Source organism: Stenotrophomonas sp. ZAC14D2_NAIMI4_7, assembly GCF_003086675.1.
GTDB lineage: Bacteria > Pseudomonadota > Gammaproteobacteria > Xanthomonadales > Xanthomonadaceae > Stenotrophomonas.
The window spans coordinates 2907550-2930524 of sequence record NZ_CP025995.1; the positions used below are offsets into that span (position 1 = coordinate 2907550).

Below are 22975 nucleotides of genomic sequence, written 5' to 3' on the forward strand. Positions count from 1 at the left end.
GATCGGCTCAGGGCCCTGTTCATTGCCGGCTCATTCGCCGCGTTCCAGTCGGGCGATCTCCTCGGCACGCGCGGCCAGGATCAGCGCCGCGGCGCGCTCCTGGTCCAGCCCTTCAATGCCGAAGTCCATGACCTCGTCGGCGGCCAGGTCGGAAAGCTCCTCGCTGGTACGCACGCCGTGGCCGGCCAGCGCATACGCGGTGGCTTCGTCCATGCCCTTCAGGGACAGCAGGTCCTGCGCCGGCTGGCCGTCTTCAAGGCCTTCTTCGACTGCCAGGGCCTCATTGAGCAGCGCATCGCGGGCACGAGCGCGCAGCTCTTCGACGATGTCTTCGTCGAAACCTTCCACGGCCAGCAGTTCGCCGACCGGGACATAAGCAATTTCCTCGACCGTGCCGAAGCCTTCGGTCACCAGGATGCCGGCGATTTCCTCGTCCACTTCCAGCTTGTCCATGAACAGCTGGCGGGCCGAAGCCTGCTCGGCTTCCGACTTGGCGGTGACCTGGTCCTGGGTCATCACGTTCAGCTGCCAACCGGTCAGGCGGCTGGCCAGGCGCACGTTCTGGCCGCCCTTGCCGATGGCCTGGGCCAGACGGTCTTCGGCCACGGCCAGGTCCATCGAGTGCTTGTCTTCATCGACGATGATCGACTGCACTTCGGCCGGCGCCATGGCGTTGATGACGAAGTTGGCCGGGCTCTCGTTCCACAGCACGATGTCCACGCGCTCGCCATTGAGCTCGTTGGACACGGCCTGCACGCGCGAACCGCGCATGCCGATGCAGGCACCGATCGGATCGGTGCGGGTATCGTGGGCCAGCACGGCGATCTTGGCGCGGTCGCCCGGATCGCGGGCGCAAGCCTTGATTTCCACCAGACCCTGGCCGACTTCCGGCACTTCCAGCTTGAACAGCTCGATCATGAATTCCGGAGCGGCGCGGCTGATGAACAGCTGCGGGCCACGAGGTTCCGAACGCACTTCGGCCAGGTAACCACGCACGCGGTCGCCGGCGCGCAGCACGTCGCGCGGAATGCCCTTGTCCTTCGGGATGAAGCCTTCGGCGTTGCCGCCCAGGTCCACGTAGATGTTGCCGCGCTCGGCGCGCTTGACCACACCGGTGATCAGCTCACCCACGCGATCCTTCCACGCATCGACCACCTGCTGGCGCTCGGCTTCGCGCACGCGCTGCACGATCACCTGCTTGGCGGCCTGGGCGGCGATGCGGCCGAAATCGGGGTTTTCGATCTGCTCTTCGATGTAGTCGCCGACGTCCACGCCTTCGGCTTCGTCGACGGCGTCCATCAGGCGGATCTGCCGGTCCGGCGATTCCATGACCACGTCATCGGCCACCACTTCCCAGCGGCGGTAGGTTTCGTAGCTGCCATCCTTGTGGTCGATGACCACGCGGGTCAGCACTTCCTCGTCGGGATAGCGCTTCTTCGCTGCCGAAGCCAGGGCGGCCTCGATGGCATCGAAGATCACTTCACGCGGCACGCCCTTTTCGTTGGCGACCGCGTCCACTACCAGCAACAGTTCCTTGCTCATTGGCTCACTCCGCGCGCGGCTTCTTTGCCGCCGGCTCGTTGGAAGAAGAATTCTTGTCCGTCTTCGGACGCTTCGGCGCCGGGCCGGTCGGCTTGCTCGGGGCCAGGCCCAGGGCAACCCAGTCCGGCATGATCCGGGCCTTGTCGATGTTGTCGGCCGAGACCACCACTTCCGCCTTGTCGACGATGAAGGTGATGGTGTCTGCGGCCTCGTCGGTCGCCTCGATGCGGCCCTGCAGGCGACGACGGTTGTCCTGCGGCAGCTTCAGCACGACCTTGGCCATTTCGCCCAGGTGACGGCCGAACTGTTCCAGGTTGAACAGCGGGCGATCGACGCCCGGCGAAGACACTTCCAGCGTGTAATTGCCGCTGATCGGGTCTTCCACGTCCATCTGTGCGGACACTTCACGGCTGACGCGCTCGCAGTCGTCCACGTTGATGATGCGCTCGGGCTGCTCAGCCAGCGGCACGTCGATGTAAAGACGCAGGGTTGCACCGCCGGGGGCCGGCAGATATTCAACGCCCAGCAGCTCCAGGCCCAGCGACACAACGGTCGGGGCGAGCAGATTCGCGATGTCGGTTGCCTTGTCGCTCACAGCCTGCCTTGATCTCTTGGTTGGGTGCCGGCCACGGCCGGCGGGGAAACATGACGCCCCGGAAACGACAAAGGGCCCGCAGGGCCCCTTTTCCGGAAAGACTCCGGTGACTGGATTCCGGTTGCAGCACCGTGTGTAAGCGCGCTGCGGCCCTCCTTCCGGGTCCGGACTCCCGATGGGAGACCGCCTTCAGGGGTAATGCTAGGCCGCTGATGATAGCGGTTGCACCGCGCTGGTGCAAGGCGGGAGACCTGGGGGCAGATCCCTTTTCCGCACCGGCAGTCGAGCATGGCTCGACTCTACAGAAACGCAGACCCCAAAGAAAAACGCCTCCGAAGCAGAACTTCGAAGGCGATTTCTTTACTTGGTAGCGGGGGCAGGATTTGAACCTGCGACCTTCGGGTTATGAGCCCGACGAGCTGCCAGACTGCTCCACCCCGCATCAGAAGCGGAATTATGAGCGATGACTTCAAAAAATGCAAGCCTTCCCTCATTCATCAAACCGGTTGGCGCCGATATGAAGTTGGTAGCGGGGGCAGGATTTGAACCTGCGACCTTCGGGTTATGAGCCCGACGAGCTGCCAGACTGCTCCACCCCGCACCGGAAGTGTTTGAACTGTTGCCCTGCTCTTTCGAGGAGGGCTACCGCAACGATGTTCTGGCTGAACCGCTGCAGTGACAACTCAGGCTGCGCATATTACACGAATCGCGCAGCTTTGTGTCAACTTTTATGCAAGATGCGCAAATGCCTGCTGGCACCAGACCATGATCGGGTTCCAGGCCAAGCCCAGGGCCAGCAGCGCCAGGGCATTCACGCCCAGCACCACGCCCAGCACGCGGTCGTTGTTGCGCGGCATGGCCTCGCCCACCGGCTCATCGAAGTACATGACCTTGATGACACGCAGGTAGTAGAAGCAGCCCACCACGGCGCACAGCACGCCCAGAATGGCCAGCCACAGCAGGCCGCCGTTGATGGCAGCGCCCAGCACGGCCAGCTTGGTCCAGAAGCCCAGGAATGGCGGAATGCCGGCCAGCGACGCCATGATGCACAGCACCAGCCCGGCCATCCACGGGTTGCGGGCGTTCAGGCCCTTGAAGTCTTCGATGTTCTCGGCTTCAAAGCCCGCACGCGACAGCGCGATGATCGCGCCGAAGGCGGCGGTGGACATGATGGCGTAGGCCAGTGCGTAGAACAGCGCGGCGGCATAGCCCTGCGCACCACCACCGGCGATACCCATCAGCAGGAAGCCGATGTGCGAGACGGTGGAGAAGGCCAGCATGCGCTTCAGGTTGCTCTGAGCGATGGCCATCAGGTTGCCCAGCACCAGCGACACCGCGGCCAGGCCGCCGATCAGCAGCTGCAGCTCGGTGGACAGCGGACCCACGCCCATTTCCAGCAGGCGGTAGGCCATGCCGAACGCGGCCAGCTTCGGCGCCGAGCTGATGAACAGCGCGATCGGTGCCGGGGCACCCTGATACACGTCCGGCAGCCACATGTGGAACGGCGCGGCACCGAGCTTGAAGGCGACGCCGGCGATCATGAACACCGCACCGGTGATCAGCAGCACGCGCTCTTCCGAGTGCGGGATGGCGTCACGGATGACGTCCAGGTGCAGGCTGCCGGTGGCGCCGTAGATCAGCGACATGCCGTACAGCAGCAGGCCCGAAGCCAGCGAACCGAGCACGATGTACTTCATCGCCGCTTCCGAGGCCAGGCCGTTGTCGCGGTTGCTGGCCACCAGGGCGTAGGAGCACAGGGCCAGCAGTTCCAGGCCCAGGTAGACCATCAGCAGGCTGCCGGCCGAGACCAGGATCATCATGCCGGCGGTGCCGAACAGGATCAGCACCGGGATCTCGCCCTGGAACAGGTTGCGGTCGCGCAGGTAGCGCCAACCGTAGACCAGGGTCAGGCCGCTGAGCAGCACGATGCCGGTCTTCATGACGTCGGCCGCCGTGTCGCGCACGAACATGCCGTGGAAGACCTCGCCCTGCCCGCCCACGCCGGTAGCCAGCATGAACAGCACCACGGCCAGCGCCGCGAGCGAGAACAGATGGGTGACGATCTTGTTCCGGTTGCTGACGAACAGGTCGAGGATCATCAGGGCGAAGGCGCTGCCGATCAGCACCAGCTCGGGGGCGAGCGGTGGCAGGTCAGCGGCGGTCAATGGCAGCAGCGGCGAGGTGGTCATCATCAAATCCTGGAATTACAGCAGCTTGCTGGATGCGATCTGCATGGCCAGCTTGGCGATCGAGGGCTCCATCAGGTCGGTCAGCGGCTTGGGGTAGATGCCCAGAGCCAGCACGCCGACGGCGAACACGCCCAGCACCAGCCATTCGCGGCCGTTGATGTCCTTCAGTTCGGCCACGTGGCTGTTGGCCACTTCACCGAAGAAGATGCGCTTGTACAGCCACAGGGTGTAAGCCGCACCGATGATCAGGGTGGTGGCCGCGCCCAGGGCAATCCACGGGTTCCGCTGGAAGGCCGACAGGATGACCATGAATTCGCCGACGAAACCGCTGGTGCCCGGCAGGCCGGCATTGGCCATGAAGAACAGCATGGCGAAGGTGGCGAACCAGGGCATGACATTCACCACGCCGCCGTAATCGGCGATGCGGCGGCTGTGCATGCGGTCATACAGCACGCCCACGCAGGAGAACATGGCGCCGGACACGAAGCCGTGCGAGATCATCTGCACCATCGCACCCTGCAGGCCCAGGCGGGCGGCATCGGCGTTGCCGGCCTCACGCACCAGCCACAGGGCAATGAAGGTACCCAGGGTGACAAAGCCCATGTGTGCGATCGACGAATAGGCGATCAGCTTCTTCATGTCGTCCTGCACCAGGGCGACCAGACCGACGTAGATCACCGCGATCAGCGACAGGGCGATGACCAGCCAGGCCCACTCGTTGGAGGCGTCCGGCACGATCGGCAGGTTGAAGCGCAGGAAGCCGTAGCCACCGATCTTCAGGGCGATGGCGGCCAGGATGACCGAACCGGCGGTCGGCGCTTCCACGTGCGCGTCCGGCAGCCAGGTGTGCACCGGGAACATCGGCACCTTCACCGCAAAGGCGATCAGGAAGGCGAAGAAGATCCACGTCTGCTCGGTGGCCGACAGCTGCAGTGCGTACAGGTCGGCCAGCTGGAAGCTGCCACCCTTCATGTACAGGTAGATCAGCGCCACCAGCATCAGCACCGAGCCGAGGAAGGTGTACAGGAAGAACTTCAGCGCTGCGTAGATGCGGCGCGGGCCGCCCCAGACACCGATGATCAGGAACATCGGGATCAGCATCGCTTCGAAGAACACGTAGAACAGCATCGCGTCGGTGGCAGCGAAGATGCCGACGGTGACGCCTTCCAGGATCAGGAAGGCGGCCACGTACTGGTTGACGCGCTTGTTGATCGCGCTCCAGGCACCGATCAGGGCAAGCACGCTGACCAGCGTGGTCAGCAGGATCAGCGCCACGGCAATGCCGTCCACGCCCAGGTTGTAGCCGATGTTGTACGCCGGGATCCACGCGTGGGTCTCGACGAACTGCAGGGCATCGATGCCCGGATCGTAGCCGGCCAGCAGCGGCAGGCTTGCCGCGAAGGTCAGCAGCGCGACGCCCAGCGACGCCCAGCGGGCGGTCTGCGCATCACGGATCGCAAGAATCAGGGCACCGCCGATGATCGGCAGCCAGATGAGGACACTGAGTAGGGGCCAGTTCGACACGTCTTCTTATTCCGTACAGGTCATCAACGCAGGTAATGCATCAGCACGCCCAGCAGGGCAATCAGGCCAATGATCATCGCGAAGGCGTAGTGATAGAGGAAACCGGATTGGGTACGACGCAGCACGCCGGCTGCAACGTCCACAACACGTGCCGAGAGATTGACCACGCCATCGACGATGTTGCTGTCGATCCAGCGCGACACCTTGCCGAGCTTGACGCTGCCGCCGGCAAAGCCATCGATCCACAGCTTGTCGAAGCCGTACTTGTTTTCCAGCACCGACACCAGCGGGGCGAAGGTCTTGCGTGCCTTGCCCGACAGGTCCGGCTTCCACAGGTAGAACAGCGCGGCCAGCAGGAAGCCCGCCAGGGTCAGCCAGAACGGCGGCAGCATCATGCCGTGCAGCGCGAACTTGACCGGACCATGGAAATGCTCGCTGAGGAAGCCGACAGTGTTCTTGGCCGGATCGTAGAAGTCCACGACACCGGTGAAGAACGTCTGTGCCTGGCCCTTGATGGTCGCGTGCGCGTGGTGGCCGGCCCAGTCGGTACCGTGCAGCATCGGACCGATGCTGAAGAAACCGATGGCGATCGAGGGGATGGCCAGCAGGATCAGCGGCAGGGTCACCACCCACGGGGTTTCGTGCGGCTCATGCGGACCGTGGCCATGGCCGTGGTCGTCATGGGCATCGCCGTGGTGCGCATCAGCATGATGGGCATCGGCCGCGTGGTGATCGTCATGGCCGTGGCCATGGTCGTCGTGGTGCGCGTCACGGAAGCGCTCCGGACCATGGAAGGTCAGGAACAGCAGGCGGAAGCTGTAGAAGCTGGTCACCAGCACGCCACCCAGCACTGCCCAGTAGCCGTAGGTGGCCACCCAGGTGTTCTGCATGTGGGCGTGGATCTCGGCTGCCTCGATGATGGTGTCCTTCGAGTAGAAGCCGGAGAAGAACGGCGTACCGACCAGGGCCAGGGTACCGATCCACATGGTGATGAAAGTGATCGGCATGTACTTGCGCAGGCCGCCCATCTTGCGCATGTCCTGCTCGTGGTGCATCGCGATGATGACCGAGCCGGCACCCAGGAACAGCAGCGCCTTGAAGAAGGCGTGGGTCATCAGGTGGAACACGGCCGCCGAGTAGGCCGACACGCCCAGTGCCACGGTCATGTAGCCCAGCTGCGACAGGGTCGAGTACGCGACCACGCGCTTGATGTCGTTCTGCACGATGCCGATCAGGCCGGTGAAGAACGCGGTGGTGGCACCGATGAAGAGGATGAAGTTCAGCGCGGTCTGCGACAGCTCGAACAGCGGCGACATGCGGGTGACCATGAAGATACCGGCGGTGACCATGGTCGCGGCGTGGATCAGTGCCGAGATCGGGGTCGGGCCTTCCATCGAATCGGGCAGCCACACGTGCAGCGGGACCTGGGCCGACTTGCCCATGGCGCCGATGAACAGGCAGATGCAGATGACGGTGGCGATCGACCAGACCACCGGGTCGCTCAGCAGCTGCATGCCGAACAGGGTGCCGTCCCAGATCTGCATCTTGGCTTCGGGGCTGGCCAGGGCGCCGGCCTGCGAGAACACCTGCGAGTAGTCCAGGGTGCCGAACACCCACAGCACGCCGGCGATGCCCAGCAGGAAGCCGAAGTCACCGACGCGGTTGACCAGGAACGCCTTCATGTTGGCGAAGATCGCGGTCGGGCGCTTGAACCAGAAACCGATCAGCAGGTACGACACCAGGCCCACCGCTTCCCAGCCGAAGAACAGCTGCAGGAAGTTGTTGCTCATCACCAGGGTGAGCATCGAGAAAGTGAAAAGCGAGATGTAGCTGAAGAAGCGCTGGTAGCCCGGGTCTTCTTCCATGTAGCCGATGGTGTAGATGTGGACCAGCAGCGACACGAAGGTGACCACCACCATCATCATGGCGGTGAGCTTGTCGACCATGAAACCGACGTGGGCCGAGTACTGGCCGACTTCGAAGAAGGTGTACAGGTTCTGGTTGAACGGCTGCGCGCCGCCCCACAGCAGCTGGTACAGCGTGTACATCGACAGGGCGCAGCTGATGGCCACGCCGAGGATGGTGACGGTCTGCGCGCCGAAGCGCTTGACCTGGCGACCGAACAGGCCGGCGATGATGCTGCCGAACAGCGGTGCAAGCACCACTGCGATCAACAGACTCTTGGAGAGAGTGATTTCCATCTGTGGATCAGCCCTTCAACGAATCGACTTCGCCGACATTGATCGTGCGGCGGGTACGGAACAGGGTCACCAGGATCGCCAGGCCGATGGCGGCCTCGGCAGCGGCGACGGTCAGGATGAAGAACACGAACAGCTGGCCGGACGGATCACCCAGCTGGCGGGAGAACGCAACGAAGTTCACGTTCACCGACAGCAGCATCAGTTCGATCGACATCAGCAGCACGATGACGTTCTTCCGGTTCAGGAAGATGCCGGCCAGGCTGATGGCGAACAGCACCGCGCCCAGCGCAAGCATGTGGCCAAGGGTAATCACGGCTGGGTCTCCTCGCCGGCGGCCGGCTTGCTGTTGCTGTGCACGACCGGCTGTTCTGCGCCCATCTTGACCATGCGCAGGCGGTTGCCGGCCTTGACCATGGTCTGGTCGCCCGGGTTCTGGCTCTTCACGCCGGTACGGCGGCGCAGGGTCAGCATGACGGCGGCCACCACGGCCACGGTCAGGATGACGGCGGCGAACTCGAACGGCAGCAGGTATTCGGTGAACAGCGTGCGTGCCAGCCAGGTGATGTTGGAGCTGTCAGCGGCCAGCGCGGCCGCGTTGTCGGCCGGGAAGGCGTTGACCGCCCTGCCCTTCACCCCGATCAGGATCAGCATCTGCACCAGCATGGCCACGGCCACGATCAGGCCGACCGGCAGGTAACGCACCCAGCCTTCGCGCATCTTCGTGGGGTCGATGTCCAGCATCATCACCACGAACAGGAACAGCACCATCACCGCACCCACGTAGACCAGCACCAGCGCCACGCCGAGGAATTCGGCGCCCACCAGCAGCCACACGCAGGCAATGGAGAAGAAGGTCAACACCAGGCAGAGCACGGCGTGAACCGGGTTGCGCACGCTGATCACCGCACCGGCCGAAACCGTTGCCGCGATGGCGAACACCCAGAAAGCGATATTTACCCAATCCATCTCTCGACCTCAGCGGTAAGCGGCATCGGCGGCACGACGCTCGGCGATCTCGGTTTCGAGACGGTCGCCCAGGGCCAGCAGCTGCGGCTTGGTAACGATGTTTTCGCCACGCTTCTCGAAGTGGTACTCGAGGATGTGCGTTTCGACGATCGAGTCCACCGGGCAGCTTTCTTCGCAGAAGCCGCAGAAGATGCACTTGAACAGATCGATGTCGTAGCGGGTGGTACGGCGGGTGCCGTCTTCGCGCTTGGCCGAGTCGATGGTGATGGCCAGCGCCGGGCAGACCGCCTCACACAGCTTGCAGGCGATGCAGCGCTCTTCGCCGTTGGGGTAACGGCGCAGCGCGTGCAGGCCACGGAAGCGCGGCGACTGCGGGAACTTCTCCATCGGGTACATCATCGTGTACTTCGGCTTGAAGCTGTACTTCAGCGTCAGCCAAAGGCCAGCCAGCAGTTCGAGCAGCAGCAGGCTCTTGAAGTAATGGGTAATCCTGTTCATCACTTAGACGCCCTTTTGAATCACGCCGAAGAACACCATGACGGCGGTAACCGCGATCCACAGAATGGCCAGCGGAATGAAGACCTTCCAGCCCAGGCGCATGATCTGGTCATAGCGGAAGCGCGGGAAGCTGGCACGGAACCAGATGTAGGCACTGGCGAAGAAGAACACCTTGACGAACAGCCACGGTGCACCGCCCTTCCAGATCCAGTCGACCAGCGGCGAGATGTTGCCCAGGTCGACCCAGCCCTGGATCGGGCTCAGCCAGCCGCCGAGGAAGAAGATCGAGATCAGGAAGCTGATCAGGATCATGTTCGCGTATTCGGCCAGGAAGAACAGCGCGAAGGCGCCGCCGGAGTACTCGACCATGTGGCCGGCCACGATTTCCGATTCGCCTTCCACCACGTCGAACGGCGCGCGGTTGGTTTCAGCCACGCCCGACACCCAGTAGATGACGAACAGCGGGAACAGCGGCAGCAGGAACCAGTCGAAGAAGCCGGAGCTGCCGGCCTGCGCCATCACGATGTTGCTCAGGTTCAGGCTGCCCGCCGCGATCATCACGCCGACCAGGGCGAAGCCCATGGCGATTTCGTAGCTGATCATCTGCGCCGAGGCGCGCATGGCACCCAGGAACGCGTACTTCGAGTTCGATGCCCAACCGGCCAGGATGATGCCGTAGATGCCCAGCGAGGTCATCGCCAGCAGGTACAGCAGGCCAGCGTTGGCGTTGGACAGCACGATCTGCGAATCGAAGGGCACCACCGACCAGGCCGCGAAGGCCGGGGCCAGGGTGATCAGCGGCGCCAGCAGGTAGATCGCCTTGTTGGCGCTGCTCGGCTGGACCACTTCCTTGAACAGCAGCTTGAAGACGTCAGCGAAGGCCTGGAAGATGCCCATGCCCACGTACATCGGGCCGTGGCGGACGTGCATCCAGCCGATCAGCTTGCGTTCCCAGACTACGTAGAAGGCCACCGAGACGATCACCGGCACGGTGATCACCAGGATCTTCAGGATGATCCAGATCAGCGCGCCGATATGACCAAGGCCAAGCAGCCACTGGTGCAGCGGGTCGACCGCGTTCAACAGCAATTCGTTCATGCAGCCACCACCGATACGCGAGCGGCACCCAGCGGCGCGGTCGCGCCGTGGCCCGATTCAATCCAGACCGAACCCGCAGCGACGCGGGCGTCGACCACCACCGGCAAGGTGGCCTTGCCGGCATCGGTGCCGACCTTGGCCATCTGCCCTTCCTGCAGCTGCAGGCGCGCGGCATCGTCAGCGTTCAGCACGATGCGCGGGGCGTTGTTCAGCGGATGCGACTGCAGCGCCGGCGCGCGGCGGACCACCGCATCGGTGCGGTAGATCGCAGCGGTCGAAGCCACTTCCAGGCCTTCGCCGGCAACGGCCGGCTGGGCCGAAGCGGCCACGGCGACCGACACCGGGGCCAGGCTGGCGCGCAGGCCGGCCAGGTCGATGAAGTCGAAACCGGCCAGGGCCATGTCACCGCCCAGCGCACGCAGCACGCGCCAGCCTTCACGGGCCTCGCCCGGCAGCTTGCCGCCGGCACGGGCCGACTGCTCGCGACCATCGAGGTTGGTCAGGGTGGCGTCGATTTCCGGCAGTGCACCGATCGGCAGGATGACGTCGGCCACGTCGCGGGTGGAGGCGCAGGCGAACTGGCTGAAGGCCACCACCTTGGCACCGACCAGCGCCTTGCGCGCGGCCGGGGCATCGGCGAAGTCCAGGCCCGGTTCCAGGCCGTACACCACGTACGCCTGGCGCGGCTGCGCCAGCATGGCGGCCACGTCCTTGCCGGCCGGCAGCACGCCGGCGCGGGTCAGGCCCACGGCATTGGCGCCCTGCGGGATGCGGCACAGCCTGGCACCGGTGGCGGCAGCGAAATCACGCGCAGCGGCGCGGATCGCGGCGGCCTGCGGGTGGTTTTCGGCGATGCCACCGACGATCAGCACGGTGTTGCTGCCGCCCTGCACTGCCGAACGCAGCTCGGCGTCGGCCAGCGCTTCGACGAACTTCGACGGGGCCACGATCTGCTTGCCGGCGATGCCGAAGGCGAAGTCGAAATCAACCGGGTTGATGACGTGGATCTTCGCGCCCTTGGTGGTCTGCGCCTTGCGCAGGCGGGCGTGCAGCAGCGGCAGTTCGTGGCGGATGTTGCTGCCCAGAACGACGATGCGGTCGGCGCCTTCGATCTCGGCCAGCGGCAGGCCGAAGACTTCGGCGGTGGCGGCGTCGGAGAAGTCGCGGTTGTTGATGCGGTGGTCGATGTTGTTCGAGCCCAGGCCCTTGGCCAGGCGGGCCAGCAGCGCGCCTTCCTCGTTGGAGGTGGACGGATGCACCAGCACGCCCAGGTGATCACCCTGGTGGGCCTTGAGAATCTCGGCGGCCGCAGCCAGGCCTTCAGCCCAGCTCACTTCCTTCCACTCGCCATTGACCTTGCGCAGCGGCTTGACCGCGCGGTCTTCGCTGTACAGGCCCTGGTGCGAATAGCGGTCGCGGTCGGACAGCCAGCACTCGTTCACCGCTTCGTTGTCGCGCGGCACGGTGCGCAGCACTTCGCCGCGACGCACGTGCAGGAACAGGTTCGAACCCATGGCGTCGTGGTAGCCCAGCGATTCGCGCGCGGTCAGTTCCCACGGGCGGGCGCGGAACTGGAACACCTTGTTGGTCAGCGCGCCGACCGGGCAGACGTCAACCACGTTGCCGGACAGTTCGGTGGTCAGCGGCTTGCCGTCGTAGGTACCGATCTGCAGGTTCTCGCCGCGGTACATGCCACCCAGTTCATAGGTGCCTGCCACGTCGGCGGTGAAGCGCACGCAGCGGGTGCACTGGATGCAGCGGGTCATCTCGGTGGCGACCAGCGGACCCATGTCCTCGTCCGGCACCACGCGCTTGCGCTCGTTGAAGCGGCTGACCGAACGGCCATAGCCCAGCGAAACGTCCTGCAGCTCGCACTCGCCGCCCTGGTCGCAGATCGGGCAGTCCAGCGGGTGGTTGATGAGCAGGAACTCCATCACCGAACGCTGGAACTTGAGCGCCTTCTCACTGCGGGTGGCGACCTTCATGCCGTCCATCACCGGGGTGGCGCAGGCCGGCGCCGGCTTCGGCGACTTCTCCACGTCCACCAGGCACATGCGGCAGTTGGCGGCGATCGGCAGCTTCTCGTGGTAGCAGAAGCGCGGAATGGAGATGCCGGCCTTGTCGGCGGCCTGGATGATCATCGAGCCCTTGGGCACGACCAGCGACTTGCCATCGATCTCGATGGTGACGTGATCGGGTGGGACGCTCGGATTTACGGGTTGCGCGCTCATGCAGCGGCTGCCTCCACCTTCTTGCCGTCAACCATCGAATGACCGTTGACGATGTAGTACTCGAACTCGTCCCAGAACTGGCGCAGGAAGCCCTGGATGGGCCATGCAGCCGCTTCGCCGAACGCACAGATGGTGTGGCCTTCGATCTGGCCGGCCACTGCCTTCAGCTGGTGCAGGTCTTCCATCGTGGCCTTGCCGGCAACGATGCGCTCCAGCACGCGGTGCATCCAGCCGGTGCCTTCACGGCACGGGGTGCACTGGCCGCAGGATTCCTTGTGGAAGAACTGGCTGATGCGGCAGGCGAACTTGACGCAGCACACGCTGTCATCCAGCACCACGACGGCGCCCGAACCCAGGCCGGAGCCCAGCGCACGGATGGTGTCGTAGTCCATCGGCAGGCCCTTCAGCTCGGCCGCGGTCAGCACCGGCATGGACACGCCGCCCGGAATCGCGCCCTTCAGGGTGCGGCCCGGACGCAGGCCACCGGCCATTTCCAGCAGGTCGTCGAAGGTGGTCCCCAGCGGCACTTCGAAGTTGCCGCCGTTCTGCACGCAACCGGACACCGAGAAGCACTTCGGGCCGCCGTTGCCGGTCAGGCTCAGGCCCTTGAACCACTCCGGGCCGTTGCGGATGATCGCCGGCACCGAACCGTAGGTTTCGGTGTTGTTGATGGTGGACGGCTTGCCGTACAGGCCGAAGTTCGCCGGGAACGGCGGCTTGTAGCGCGGCTGGCCCTTCTTGCCTTCCAGCGATTCCATCAGCGCGGTTTCTTCGCCGCAGATGTAGGCGCCGGCGCCCAGGGCACCGTAGATGTCGATGTCCACGCCCGAGCCCATCACGTTCTTGCCCAGCCAGCCATTTGCATAGGCGTCAGCCAGGGCCTGTTCGAAGTGCTCGAACGGCTCGTGGTGGAACTCACCGCGCAGGTAGTTGTAACCCACGGTCGAGCCGGTGGCGTAGCAGGCGATCGCCATGCCTTCCACCACCGAATGCGGGTTGTAGCGCAGGATGTCGCGGTCCTTGCAGGTGCCCGGCTCGGATTCGTCCGAATTGCAGAGGATGTACTTCTGCATGTTGCCCTTGGGCATGAAGGACCACTTCAGGCCGGTCGGGAAGCCAGCGCCACCGCGGCCACGCAGGCCGGAGGCCTTGACCATCTCGATGACCTGCTCCGGCGGGATCTTCTCTTCGAGGATCTTGCGCAGGGCGGCGTAGCCACCGGTCTTCAGGTAGCTTTCGTACGACCACGGGGTGTCGTAATGCAGGGTGGTGTAGACCACCTGGTGCGGCAGCGGCGCGGGGCCGACCGGACCCTTGGATTCGTGGTGATGTGCCATGCCCTTACTCCAGCCCGTCCAGCAGCTCGTCGACCTTTTCCAGGGTCAGACGCTCATGGTAGTGACCGTTGATGACCATCATCGGTGCGCCACCGCAGCCAGCCAGGCACTCTTCCTCGCGCTTGAGGTAGACGCGGCCGTCCGGGGTGGACTGGCCGTGCTTGATGCCCAGCTTCTTTTCGCAATGGCGCACGATGTCTTCGGCGCCATTGAGCCAGCAGCTGATGTTGGTGCAGATGGCCACGTTGTTGCGGCCCACCTTCTCGGTCTCGAACATCGAGTAGAAGCTGGCCACTTCGTAGGCCCACACCGGCGGCAGGTCCAGGTACTTGGCCACGCCGGCGATCAGCTCGTCGGTCAGCCAGCCCTCGTTCTGCTCCTGGGCCGCATGCAGGCCCTGCAGCACGGCAGAGCGCTTGCGGTCCGGCGGGAACTTGGACAGCCAGTGATCGATGTGAGCGCGGGTCTTGTCGCTCAGCACCACCATCGGGTCGACGTCGCGCGCCGCCTCGAAATTACCTGTCGCCTTCATCGGCCGACCTCAGCGAAATGCATAACGTGAAATTCCAGAGACTGCGGCGCCGGCTTGCGCCGGCTGCCTGCAGCGGGCGTTGGCGTGGCGGACGGCATTACCGGTCAACCTCGCCGAACACCAGATCGTAGGTACCGATCATGGCCACCACGTCGGCCAGCATGTGGCCGCGCACGATCGAATCGATCGAGGACAGGTGGGCGAAGCCGGGGGCACGCAGGTGCACGCGGAAGGGCTTGTTGGCGCCGTCGGAGACCAGGTAGCAGCCGAACTCACCCTTCGGGGCTTCCACCGCCGAATAGGTTTCACCGGCCGGCACGCAATAGCCTTCGCTGAACAGCTTGAAGTGGTGGATCAGCGCTTCCATGTCGTCCTTCATGTCCTCGCGCTTGGGCGGAGCGACCTTGAAGTTCTTCACCATCACCGGGCCCGGGTTGGCCTTCAGCCACGCCACGCACTGCTTGATGATGCGGTTGGATTCGCGCATTTCGGCAACGCGGACCAGGTAACGGTCGTAGCAGTCGCCTTCCTTGCCCAGCGGGATGTCGAAATCGACGGCATCGTACTTGGCGTACGGACGCTTCTTGCGCAGGTCCCAGGCAACGCCCGAGCCGCGCAGCATCACGCCGGTCATGCCCCACTGGTGGGCCAGTTCCGGGCTGACCACGCCGATGCCGACCGTACGCTGCTTCCAGATACGGTTGTCGGTCAGCAGGGTCTCGTATTCGTCGACGCGACCCGGGAACTCGTTGGTGAAGTTCTCCAGGAAGTCCAGCAGCGAACCTTCACGCGAAGCGTTGAGCTGCTTCAGCGCCTTGCCCTTGTGCCAGCGCGATTCCTTGTACTTCGGCATGTGGTCCGGCAGGTCGCGGTAGACGCCACCCGGACGGTAGTAGGCCGCGTGCATGCGCGCGCCGGAGACTGCTTCGTAGCAGTCCATCAGCTCTTCGCGTTCGCGGAAGGCGTACAGCATGACCGCCATGGCGCCCAGATCGAGCGCGTTGGAGCCCAGCCACATCAGGTGGTTCAGGATGCGGGTGATTTCGTCGTACATGGTGCGGATGTACTGCGCACGCTCGGGCGCTTCGATACCCATCAGGGTTTCGATCGCGCGCACGTAGGCGTGCTCGTTGCACATCATCGACACGTAGTCCAGGCGATCCATGTAGCCGATCGACTGGTTGAAAGGCTTGGACTCGGCCAGCTTTTCGGTACCACGGTGCAGCAGGCCCACGTGCGGGTCGGCGCGCATGATGGTTTCGCCGTCCATTTCCAGGATCAGGCGCAGCACACCATGGGCGGCCGGATGCTGCGGGCCGAAGTTCATGGTGTAGTTGCGGATTTCCTGCCGGCTTTCGGCGGCGTTGCTGGCGAAGGCTTCGCCGGCCTGGTGTACGTGGCTCACTTCACTGCCTCCTGCGCGCGCTCACCTTCTGCGGTCTGCAGACGGGCGTCGTCGCGGATCACGCGCGGCACGCCGACGCGCGGCTCCACCGAGGTGACCGGTTCGTAGATCACGCGCTTCTTTTCTTCGTCGTAGCGGACTTCGACGTTGCCGATCAGCGGGAAGTCCTTGCGGAACGGATGGCCGACGAAACCGTAGTCGGTCAGGATCCGGCGCAGGTCCGGGTGACCTTCGAAGATCACGCCGTACAGGTCGAACGCTTCGCGCTCGAACCAGTTCAGGCCCGGCCAGATGCCGGTCAGCGAGGACACCACCGGCAGTGCTTCGTCAGGGGCGAAGCAGCGCAGGTGCAACATCAGGTTGTGCTGGTACGAGCGCAGCTGGACGACCACGGCGAAACGCTGGGTCGGCATGTGCTGCGGGCTCGCGCCGTCGGCACCGTTCTCTTCGGTGGGGAACTCGCCCCAGGCGAAACGGCCCTGCGCCTTGCCTTCGACGCCACGGCTGAAGCCCTGCGAGGACACGTCCGCGGTGTCCCATTCGTCGGAGCCGTAGCCCAGGTAATCGACGCCGCAGAGATCCACGGCCTGCTCGAAACCAAACTCGTCACGCAGCGCCAGCGCGGTGGCATGCCACTCGGCGGCAGGCACCTCCAGCGTCACTTCGCCGCGGGGTTCGACCACGATGACCTTCGCACCAGCGAAACGTGCGGAGAGTCGGTCGATGAAGGATGCTTGCTCTGCCATGGGGGCTTGGCGCGCTCTTGTCAGGTGAAAAGGGTCAGCGGGCGATGGTCTGTGTACGCCAGATCTTCTTCTGCAGCTGCAGGATCCCGTACACCAGCGCCTCGGCGGTCGGCGGGCAGCCCGGGACGTAGACGTCCACCGGCACCACGCGATCACAGCCGCGCACGACAGAATAGGAGTAATGGTAGTAGCCGCCGCCATTGGCGCAGCTGCCCATCGAGATGACCCACTTCGGGTCCGGCATCTGGTCGTAGACCTTGCGCAGCGCCGGGGCCATCTTGTTGACCAGGGTGCCAGCCACGATCATCACGTCGGACTGACGCGGCGACGGACGGAACACCACGCCGTAGCGGTCAAGGTCCAGACGCGCCGCACCGGCGTGCATCATTTCCACCGCACAGCAGGCCAGACCAAAGGTCATGGGCCACATGGAGCCGGTGCGCGCCCAGTTCAGCAGGGCATCGACACTGGTGGTGACAAAGCCCTTTTCCAGCAGGGGGTTGTCGCCTTCCGGCCGCAGGATGTCATCCACCCGCCCTTCCGGGACCGGGTTGTTCATGAGGCCATCGAGAGTCTGAATCACTCCCATTCCAGCGCTCCCTTCTTCCAGACGTAAATGAAACCGAGGAACAGCATGCCGACGAACAGGCCCATGGTGACGAGCGAACGCGCGCCCAGCTCCATGAAGACCTGGGTCCACGGCACGATGAAGATGATTTCCAGGTCGAAGACGATGAACTGGATCGCGATCAGGTAGTAGCGCACGTCGAACTTCATGCGCGCGTCTTCGAAGGCCTCGAAGCCGCATTCGTACGGCGACAGCTTTTCCAGATCGGGGCGGCGGGGGCCGAGGAATCGACCAATCAGCATCAGCGTGATGCCGATACCGGTGGCGACGATCAGAAACAGCAGAGACGGCAAATATTCGGCCAGCACAGCGATTCTCTCTTGCCTCTGCCGCCGCGCCTGCAGGCGCTTTGGCATGGGGGAGTGGACGGGAAACGGCTGGCGCATTGCGCGCCAGGAGAACCCGCTTTACTTACAAATGGTGCCCAAGAGGGGACTCGAACCCCTACGACCTAAGTCGCTACCACCTCAAGGTAGTGCGTCTACCAATTCCGCCACCTGGGCAAACGATCACATCAGTCAGATAACCCGATGCGCCGCGTATTGTAACCGGCTTCAGTCTTTCTGGGAGCCTTCGGACGGCTTTTCTTCACCAGAAGTGGAAGTTTCCGCCTGAGCCGGCACAGTCGCGGCCGGAACCGGGGCTGCCGGGACCTCCGCCGCCTTCGGCGCAGCCGGCAGCTCACCGGCCGGAACGGCCGGGGCGCTGGCCGCCGGGGCGGACATCAGGCCCAGGTCCTGGTCGGCCGCCGGACGGGTGCCATGGCCGGCGTACCAGGCCATGAACAGGCTGATGCCGAAGAACACCACGGCCAGCCACTTGGTGGACTTGGACAGGAAGTTGGACGCGCCTCGCGCGCCGAACACAGTCCCCGAGGCGCCGGCACCAAAGCCCGAGCCCGCTGCCGCGCCCGAGCCACGCTGCATCAGGATCAGCGCGATCATGGCTACGGCCACCAGCACGTAGACGACATTGAGGATCAACATCAGCATTGGAAATCCGCCCTCGGACTGTTATGCCGACGCTGAGCCGGCTGTCTTGACTAAATGTGTGCCGCCGCCTGCGCGATGGCCAGGAAATCCGCGGCCACCAGCGAGGCGCCGCCGACCAGCCCACCATCGACATCCGGCTGCGCGAACAGTTCCCCGGCATTGTCGGGCTTCACGCTACCGCCGTAAAGAATGGGCAGTGAATCGGCGATTCTAGCATCCATGCGCGCGACTTCGCCACGAATGAAGGCGTGCACCTGCTGGGCCTGTTCCTTGCTGGCGGTCTTGCCGGTGCCGATGGCCCAGACCGGCTCGTAGGCCACCACGGCGCTGGCAAACCCCTCGGCGCCGACAAGCGCCAGCACCGGTGCCAGCTGGCTGGCAATGACCGCTTCGGTCTGCCCGGCTTCGCGTTGTTCCAGGGTTTCACCCACGCACAGCACCGGCACCAGGCCGGCGTGCAGGGCCGCGGCGAACTTGCGGGCGACCAGTTCACTGCTTTCCTGGTGGTACTGGCGGCGCTCGGAGTGGCCGACCAGGCCGTAGCGGGCGCCGACCTCGTGCAGCATGGCGGCACAGACTTCGCCGGTGTAGGCGCCCTTTTCATTGCTGCTGACGTCCTGGGCCCCGAACACCAGGCCGGTCTCGCCGAAGTCCTCGACCAGTTCGCCCAGGTACGGCAGCGGCGGCAGGATGACCACCTCCACCCCCGCCTGGGGCAGCCCGGCGACCACCTGGCCGAGCAGCTCGGTGGCGAATTGACGGCTGCCGTGCAGCTTCCAGTTTCCGGCGACGATCTTGCGGCGCATGGCGGTGGCTCCTGTATGAACTCAGCCGCCCATGATACCCGCTATGGCAAAAATCCGTTTCCGTGTAAGCGGTTACATGGATTTTCAGCCAACGGCGCAGCCCCTCGTGGCGGGGGTTGGTCGCGGATGGCCCGGTGGGTTTTATTGGGTTGGCCGGGCGGGTGGGCCGCGCAGGGGACGCTGCAAGTACGTACATGTAAGCTCGTAGGCGCCATCCATGGCGCCTGCGCCCCTGCGCAACCCACCCGCCCGGCCCCTGACACATTGCGGCGGTTCCGACCGCCACGGAAAGAAAAAAGAAGAGCAGGAGCAAGAGCAGAAGCGGCATTCCGGGTGGGTTCCGGGGTCAGATCCCTTTCCGGCAGGAAAAGGGATCTGACCCCTGCCCCACGTCGATCTGACAGATGTGTCGACCAAGGTCGACACCTACCAGGAGCCGCCCGTACCCACCGTCACCGGGAAACGGCCGAAGGCGGGGAGGTGTCGGATGGCGGGGTGTCCGCGGTATGGATGCCGCGGCCAAGCCCCCCATGGATGGGTTAACGGCGTCCCCGCCATCCGACGCCTCCCCGCCTCCCCACGGAACACCCCAGAGCCGCGCTGGCTCTGGCTCTGGCCTCTGCGGGTGCGGGGTGCAACCCTGCAAAGAAAAAGGCCGCCTTTCGGCGGCCTTTTCATTACTTCAGCTTGATCTCGCGCAGGCGTTCCTCGAGGAACCCGTGGGCGGTGATCGGCTCCGGATAGCGGCTGGGGTTTTCCGGGGTGATGCACGAGGGCAGCACGTCGATCAGGAAATCCGGGTTCGGGTGCAGGAAGAACGGCACCGAGTAGCGCGGCTGGCGGGCCAGCTCGCCCGGGGGGTTCACCACGCGGTGGATGGTGGACGGGTACACGTGGTTGGTCAGGCGCTGCAGCATGTCGCCAATGTTGACCACGATGGTGTCGGCGTCCGAGGTGAACGGCACCCACTGGCCATCATGCGACTGCACTTCCAGGCCCGCGGCGCTGGCACCGACCAGCAGGGTGATGAAGTTGATGTCGCCATGCGCACCGGCACGCACGTTCGGAATGTCGTCGGTGGTGATCGGCGGGTAATGGATCGGGCGCAGGATCGAATTGCCGAAATTGGTCTTGTCGGCGAAGAAGTCTTCCGGCAGGCCAATGTGCAGGGCCAGCGCCGACAGTACGCGCGAACCCAGGTTGTCCAGCGCCTGGTAAAGGCCGTAGCCGCGCTCACGGAAGCCCTCGACCTCGGTCGGCCACAGGTTCGGCGCCATCACGTCACGGTACTTGGAGTCATCGGCGATCTCGCGACCGATGTGCCAGAACTCCTTCAGGTCGAAGTGCTTGGAGCCCTTGGCGGTTTCCACGCCGAACGGGGTGTAGCCGCGGGCGCCGCCGCTGCCAGCCACGTGGTACTTGCGCTTGACCTCGTCCGGCAGGGCGAAGAAGGCCTTGAAGACATCGTAGGCCGCGTCGATGTCGGCCTGCGGGATGCCGTGGTTGCGGATGCCCGCGAATCCCCATTGGCGGTAGGCCGCGCCCAGCTCGGCCACGAAGGCCTCGCGGTCGCTGTCAAAACGGGTGATGTCGAGGGTGGGGATCTGGCTCACAGCGGTTCCTGGCTTGTCGTGGGTCTGTTCGGCCCGACAGCTGTCTGTGGGCCACCTGAACATTGTGACAGATCGGCCCAATTCCCACACCGATACATTGAAACAAACCGATACAATGCGCCGCCCCGCGCGTCTTGACGTATTCGCCACACGCCCCCCTGCCCCTGCTGAACCCCGCCGTCGCCATGGATGCCGCTCATTTCAACGCCCTCTCCCCGCCCGCCCCGGGCGCTGATCGCCGCTGGCAGCGGCTGGCGTGGTGGTCCTTGTTCATTGCCGGCAACGCCGTGCTGGCGGCGCTGATCGCGCTGGGCAACATTCCCGTGCGCGACAACCCCGGCGGTGCGCTGGGCCTGACCTACCTGTCGGTCGCCCTGCCCGGCCACCTGCTGGCGCTGGGCGCGGTGGTCGGCCTGCTGCCGTTGGCGCTGGGTCTGTGGCCGCGGCGCGCGCGCATTCTGACGGTTTCGGCCATCGTGATGCAGGGCCTGTGGCTGTGCCTGCTGCTGGTGGATGCCAAGGTCTTCGCCCTGTACCGCTTCCACCTCAATGCCATGGTCGCCAACATGGTGTTCGGCGGCGCCCTGCAGGACCAGGTCAGTCTGTCCTGGAAGACCTGGCTGCAGGCGATCGCGATGATCAGCGCCCTGTTCGGCGCGCAGGCCCTGCTGGCCTGGGCCTGCTGGAAGCTGCTGCCGGCGGCGCGACTGCGGCGCCGGGTGCTGCAGGCGTGGGCGCTGGTGGCGCTGTTGATGGCCGGCGGCCAGGTGGCCACGGCCTACTACGACGCGCTGGGCGAACGTGCGGTCATCAGCCAGTGGAATTACCTGCCCTGGGCCCAGCCAATCACTGCCAAGAGCTTCATGCGCCGGCTGGGCGTGGTCAGCCAGCCGCAGGCCGGCCTGCCCGACCCGCGCCATGCGCAGCTGAACTACCCGCTGCAGCCGCTGCGCTGCCAGAGCCACCAGCGCCCGAACGTGCTGATGGTGGTGCTGGAATCGCTGCGCAAGGACGCACTGACGCCGCAGTTCATGCCCAATACGGCTGCGCTGGCGCAGTCTTCGCGCGTGTACCAACAGCACTTCAGCACCGGCAATGCCACCCGCTACGGGCTGTTCGGCCTGATGTACGGGCTGCCCGGCGGCTACTGGCCCACCATGCTGGCCGAGCAGCGCGGGTCGCAGCTGTTCAAGGTGCTGCAGCAGCAGGGTTACGACCTGCATCTGTACGGCAGTGCGCCGCTGTACAGCCCCGAGTTCGACCGCACCGTGTTTTCCGATGTGCGCAGCCAGCTGCACCAGGGCCCGCGCGATCGCGATTCGGCCGGGCGTGACCGTGCCATCGTCGAATCGCTGCAGCAGGACATCGTGGCCAGCCAGGCGGGCAAGCGCCCGTGGTTCGGCTTCGTCTTCCTCGATTCCACCCATGCGCCGTACCACATGCCGGCCGACTACCCAGCGGTCGCCCAGCCCATGGCCGAGGACATCGACTTCCTGAAGTTCGGCCCGGACCACGACCCGACTCCGGAATTGAACCGCTACCACACCGCCGTGCACTACGCCGACAGCCTGGTCGGGCGGCTGCTGGAAACACTGCGCGCGCAGGGGCTGGACGAGCACACGATCGTGCTGGTCACCGGTGACCACGCCGAAGAGTTCAACGACCTGGGCCTGAACTACTGGGGCCACAACGGCAACTTCTCCGACTACCAGCTGCAGGTGCCGTTCGTGCTGTACTGGCCTGGGCAGGCGGCCGCGCAGGACGCCCGCACCAGCTCGCACGAAGACTGGGTACCGACGCTGATGCGTCACGGTCTGGGCTGCGAGAACGCGCTGGCCGACTACAGCACCGGCCAGGACCTGCTGGGCGAACCGCAGGGCACCCGTTCGCTGGTGGTGGAAAGCTGGTCGCAGCGCGCGGTGCGCCACGGCGATGCGATCCACGTGTTCGACAAGTTCGGCAACGCCACCACGCTGGACCGCCGCTACCACCCCTTGCCGCAGCAGGCGCCAGACCCGGCGAGCCTGCGCGCGGCCTGGGAAGCGCTGACCCGCTTCCGCAATCGTTGAACC

At 64.9% G+C, this 22975-nt stretch carries 20 protein-coding genes and 3 tRNA genes; 1 reads left to right on the forward strand and 22 read right to left on the reverse strand.

The genetic code is table 11. The features are described 5' to 3' along the window. Positions 1–30 precede the first annotated feature (30 nt). The 22 genes from nusA to C1922_RS13535 form a co-directional block, all read right to left on the reverse strand. A complete protein-coding gene (gene nusA / locus C1922_RS13430; RefSeq protein ID WP_108750211.1) occupies positions 31–1542 on the reverse strand; it encodes a transcription termination factor NusA in 1512 nt (503 codons plus the stop codon). A gap of 4 nt (positions 1543–1546) precedes the next feature. Beyond that, a complete protein-coding gene (gene rimP, locus C1922_RS13435; RefSeq protein ID WP_108750212.1) occupies positions 1547–2137 on the reverse strand; it encodes a ribosome maturation factor RimP in 591 nt (196 codons plus the stop codon). Between the two features lie 365 nt (positions 2138–2502). After that, positions 2503–2579 (reverse strand) — tRNA-Met (locus C1922_RS13440). Positions 2580–2661: 82 nt separating this feature from the next. Continuing rightward, positions 2662–2738: transfer RNA gene (locus tag C1922_RS13445), tRNA-Met, on the reverse strand. 127 nt (positions 2739–2865) lie between these two features. Next, positions 2866–4326 (reverse strand): NADH-quinone oxidoreductase subunit NuoN, encoded by a 1461-nt coding sequence (gene nuoN / locus C1922_RS13450; protein WP_108750213.1) that lies wholly within the window; start codon positions 4324–4326, stop codon positions 2866–2868. 15 nt (positions 4327–4341) lie between these two features. After that, positions 4342–5850, reverse strand: coding sequence for an NADH-quinone oxidoreductase subunit M (locus C1922_RS13455; protein ID WP_108750214.1), 1509 nt, complete (start codon positions 5848–5850; stop codon positions 4342–4344). 23 nt (positions 5851–5873) lie between these two features. Next, the gene (nuoL, locus tag C1922_RS13460; protein WP_108750215.1) at positions 5874–8051 is read right to left on the reverse strand and encodes an NADH-quinone oxidoreductase subunit L; all 2178 of its coding nucleotides are present in this window, start codon (positions 8049–8051) and stop codon (positions 5874–5876) included. 7 nt (positions 8052–8058) lie between these two features. Continuing rightward, positions 8059–8364: an NADH-quinone oxidoreductase subunit NuoK gene (gene nuoK, locus C1922_RS13465; protein WP_006381125.1), complete on the reverse strand. Its 306-nt coding sequence runs from the start codon at positions 8362–8364 to the stop codon at positions 8059–8061. Further along, a complete protein-coding gene (locus C1922_RS13470; protein ID WP_108750216.1) occupies positions 8361–9017 on the reverse strand; it encodes an NADH-quinone oxidoreductase subunit J in 657 nt (218 codons plus the stop codon). Before C1922_RS13470 ends, nuoK begins: the two co-directional genes overlap by 4 nt. A gap of 9 nt (positions 9018–9026) precedes the next feature. After that, positions 9027–9515, reverse strand: a complete 489-nt coding sequence (gene nuoI / locus C1922_RS13475) for an NADH-quinone oxidoreductase subunit NuoI (RefSeq protein WP_108750217.1) — start codon at positions 9513–9515, stop codon at positions 9027–9029. Between the two features lie 3 nt (positions 9516–9518). Next, the gene (gene nuoH / locus C1922_RS13480; RefSeq protein WP_108750218.1) at positions 9519–10613 is read right to left on the reverse strand and encodes an NADH-quinone oxidoreductase subunit NuoH; all 1095 of its coding nucleotides are present in this window, start codon (positions 10611–10613) and stop codon (positions 9519–9521) included. Further along, complete coding sequence (gene nuoG, locus C1922_RS13485; protein ID WP_108750219.1) at positions 10610–12844, reverse strand: NADH-quinone oxidoreductase subunit NuoG; 2235 nt, start codon at positions 12842–12844, stop codon at positions 10610–10612. Before nuoG ends, nuoH begins: the two co-directional genes overlap by 4 nt. Then, positions 12841–14181 carry an NADH-quinone oxidoreductase subunit NuoF gene (gene nuoF, locus C1922_RS13490; RefSeq protein WP_108750220.1) on the reverse strand — a complete coding sequence of 447 codons (1341 nt, stop codon included), beginning with the start codon at positions 14179–14181 and terminating at the stop codon, positions 12841–12843. The genes nuoG and nuoF overlap by 4 nt, the downstream gene beginning before the upstream one ends. A gap of 4 nt (positions 14182–14185) precedes the next feature. Further along, the gene (gene nuoE / locus C1922_RS13495; RefSeq protein ID WP_108750221.1) at positions 14186–14713 is read right to left on the reverse strand and encodes an NADH-quinone oxidoreductase subunit NuoE; all 528 of its coding nucleotides are present in this window, start codon (positions 14711–14713) and stop codon (positions 14186–14188) included. Between the two features lie 97 nt (positions 14714–14810). Then, positions 14811–16118: an NADH-quinone oxidoreductase subunit D gene (locus C1922_RS13500; protein WP_108750222.1), complete on the reverse strand. Its 1308-nt coding sequence runs from the start codon at positions 16116–16118 to the stop codon at positions 14811–14813. Further along, positions 16115–16864 (reverse strand): NADH-quinone oxidoreductase subunit C, encoded by a 750-nt coding sequence (locus C1922_RS13505; RefSeq protein ID WP_108750223.1) that lies wholly within the window; start codon positions 16862–16864, stop codon positions 16115–16117. The genes C1922_RS13500 and C1922_RS13505 overlap by 4 nt, the downstream gene beginning before the upstream one ends. 34 nt (positions 16865–16898) lie before the next feature. Continuing rightward, positions 16899–17453, reverse strand: coding sequence for an NADH-quinone oxidoreductase subunit B (locus C1922_RS13510; RefSeq protein WP_079222612.1), 555 nt, complete (start codon positions 17451–17453; stop codon positions 16899–16901). Further along, positions 17444–17800, reverse strand: coding sequence for an NADH-quinone oxidoreductase subunit A (locus C1922_RS13515; RefSeq protein WP_079222613.1), 357 nt, complete (start codon positions 17798–17800; stop codon positions 17444–17446). The genes C1922_RS13510 and C1922_RS13515 overlap by 10 nt, the downstream gene beginning before the upstream one ends. A 110-nt stretch (positions 17801–17910) precedes the next feature. Beyond that, positions 17911–17995 (reverse strand) — tRNA-Leu (locus tag C1922_RS13520). Positions 17996–18046: 51 nt separating this feature from the next. Next, on the reverse strand, positions 18047–18484 hold the full coding sequence (gene secG / locus C1922_RS13525; RefSeq protein ID WP_108750224.1) for a preprotein translocase subunit SecG: 438 nt from the start codon (positions 18482–18484) through the stop codon (positions 18047–18049). A 50-nt stretch (positions 18485–18534) separates the two neighbouring features. Next, the gene (tpiA, locus tag C1922_RS13530; RefSeq protein WP_108750225.1) at positions 18535–19290 is read right to left on the reverse strand and encodes a triose-phosphate isomerase; all 756 of its coding nucleotides are present in this window, start codon (positions 19288–19290) and stop codon (positions 18535–18537) included. Between the two features lie 677 nt (positions 19291–19967). Continuing rightward, positions 19968–20903 (reverse strand): 2-oxoglutarate and iron-dependent oxygenase domain-containing protein, encoded by a 936-nt coding sequence (locus C1922_RS13535; protein ID WP_108750226.1) that lies wholly within the window; start codon positions 20901–20903, stop codon positions 19968–19970. 185 nt (positions 20904–21088) lie between these two features. On the opposite strand from C1922_RS13535, the gene C1922_RS13540 reads away from it, so the two are divergent. Beyond that, positions 21089–22972: a sulfatase-like hydrolase/transferase gene (locus C1922_RS13540; protein ID WP_108751598.1), complete on the forward strand. Its 1884-nt coding sequence runs from the start codon at positions 21089–21091 to the stop codon at positions 22970–22972. Positions 22973–22975: the final 3 nt, after the last annotated feature.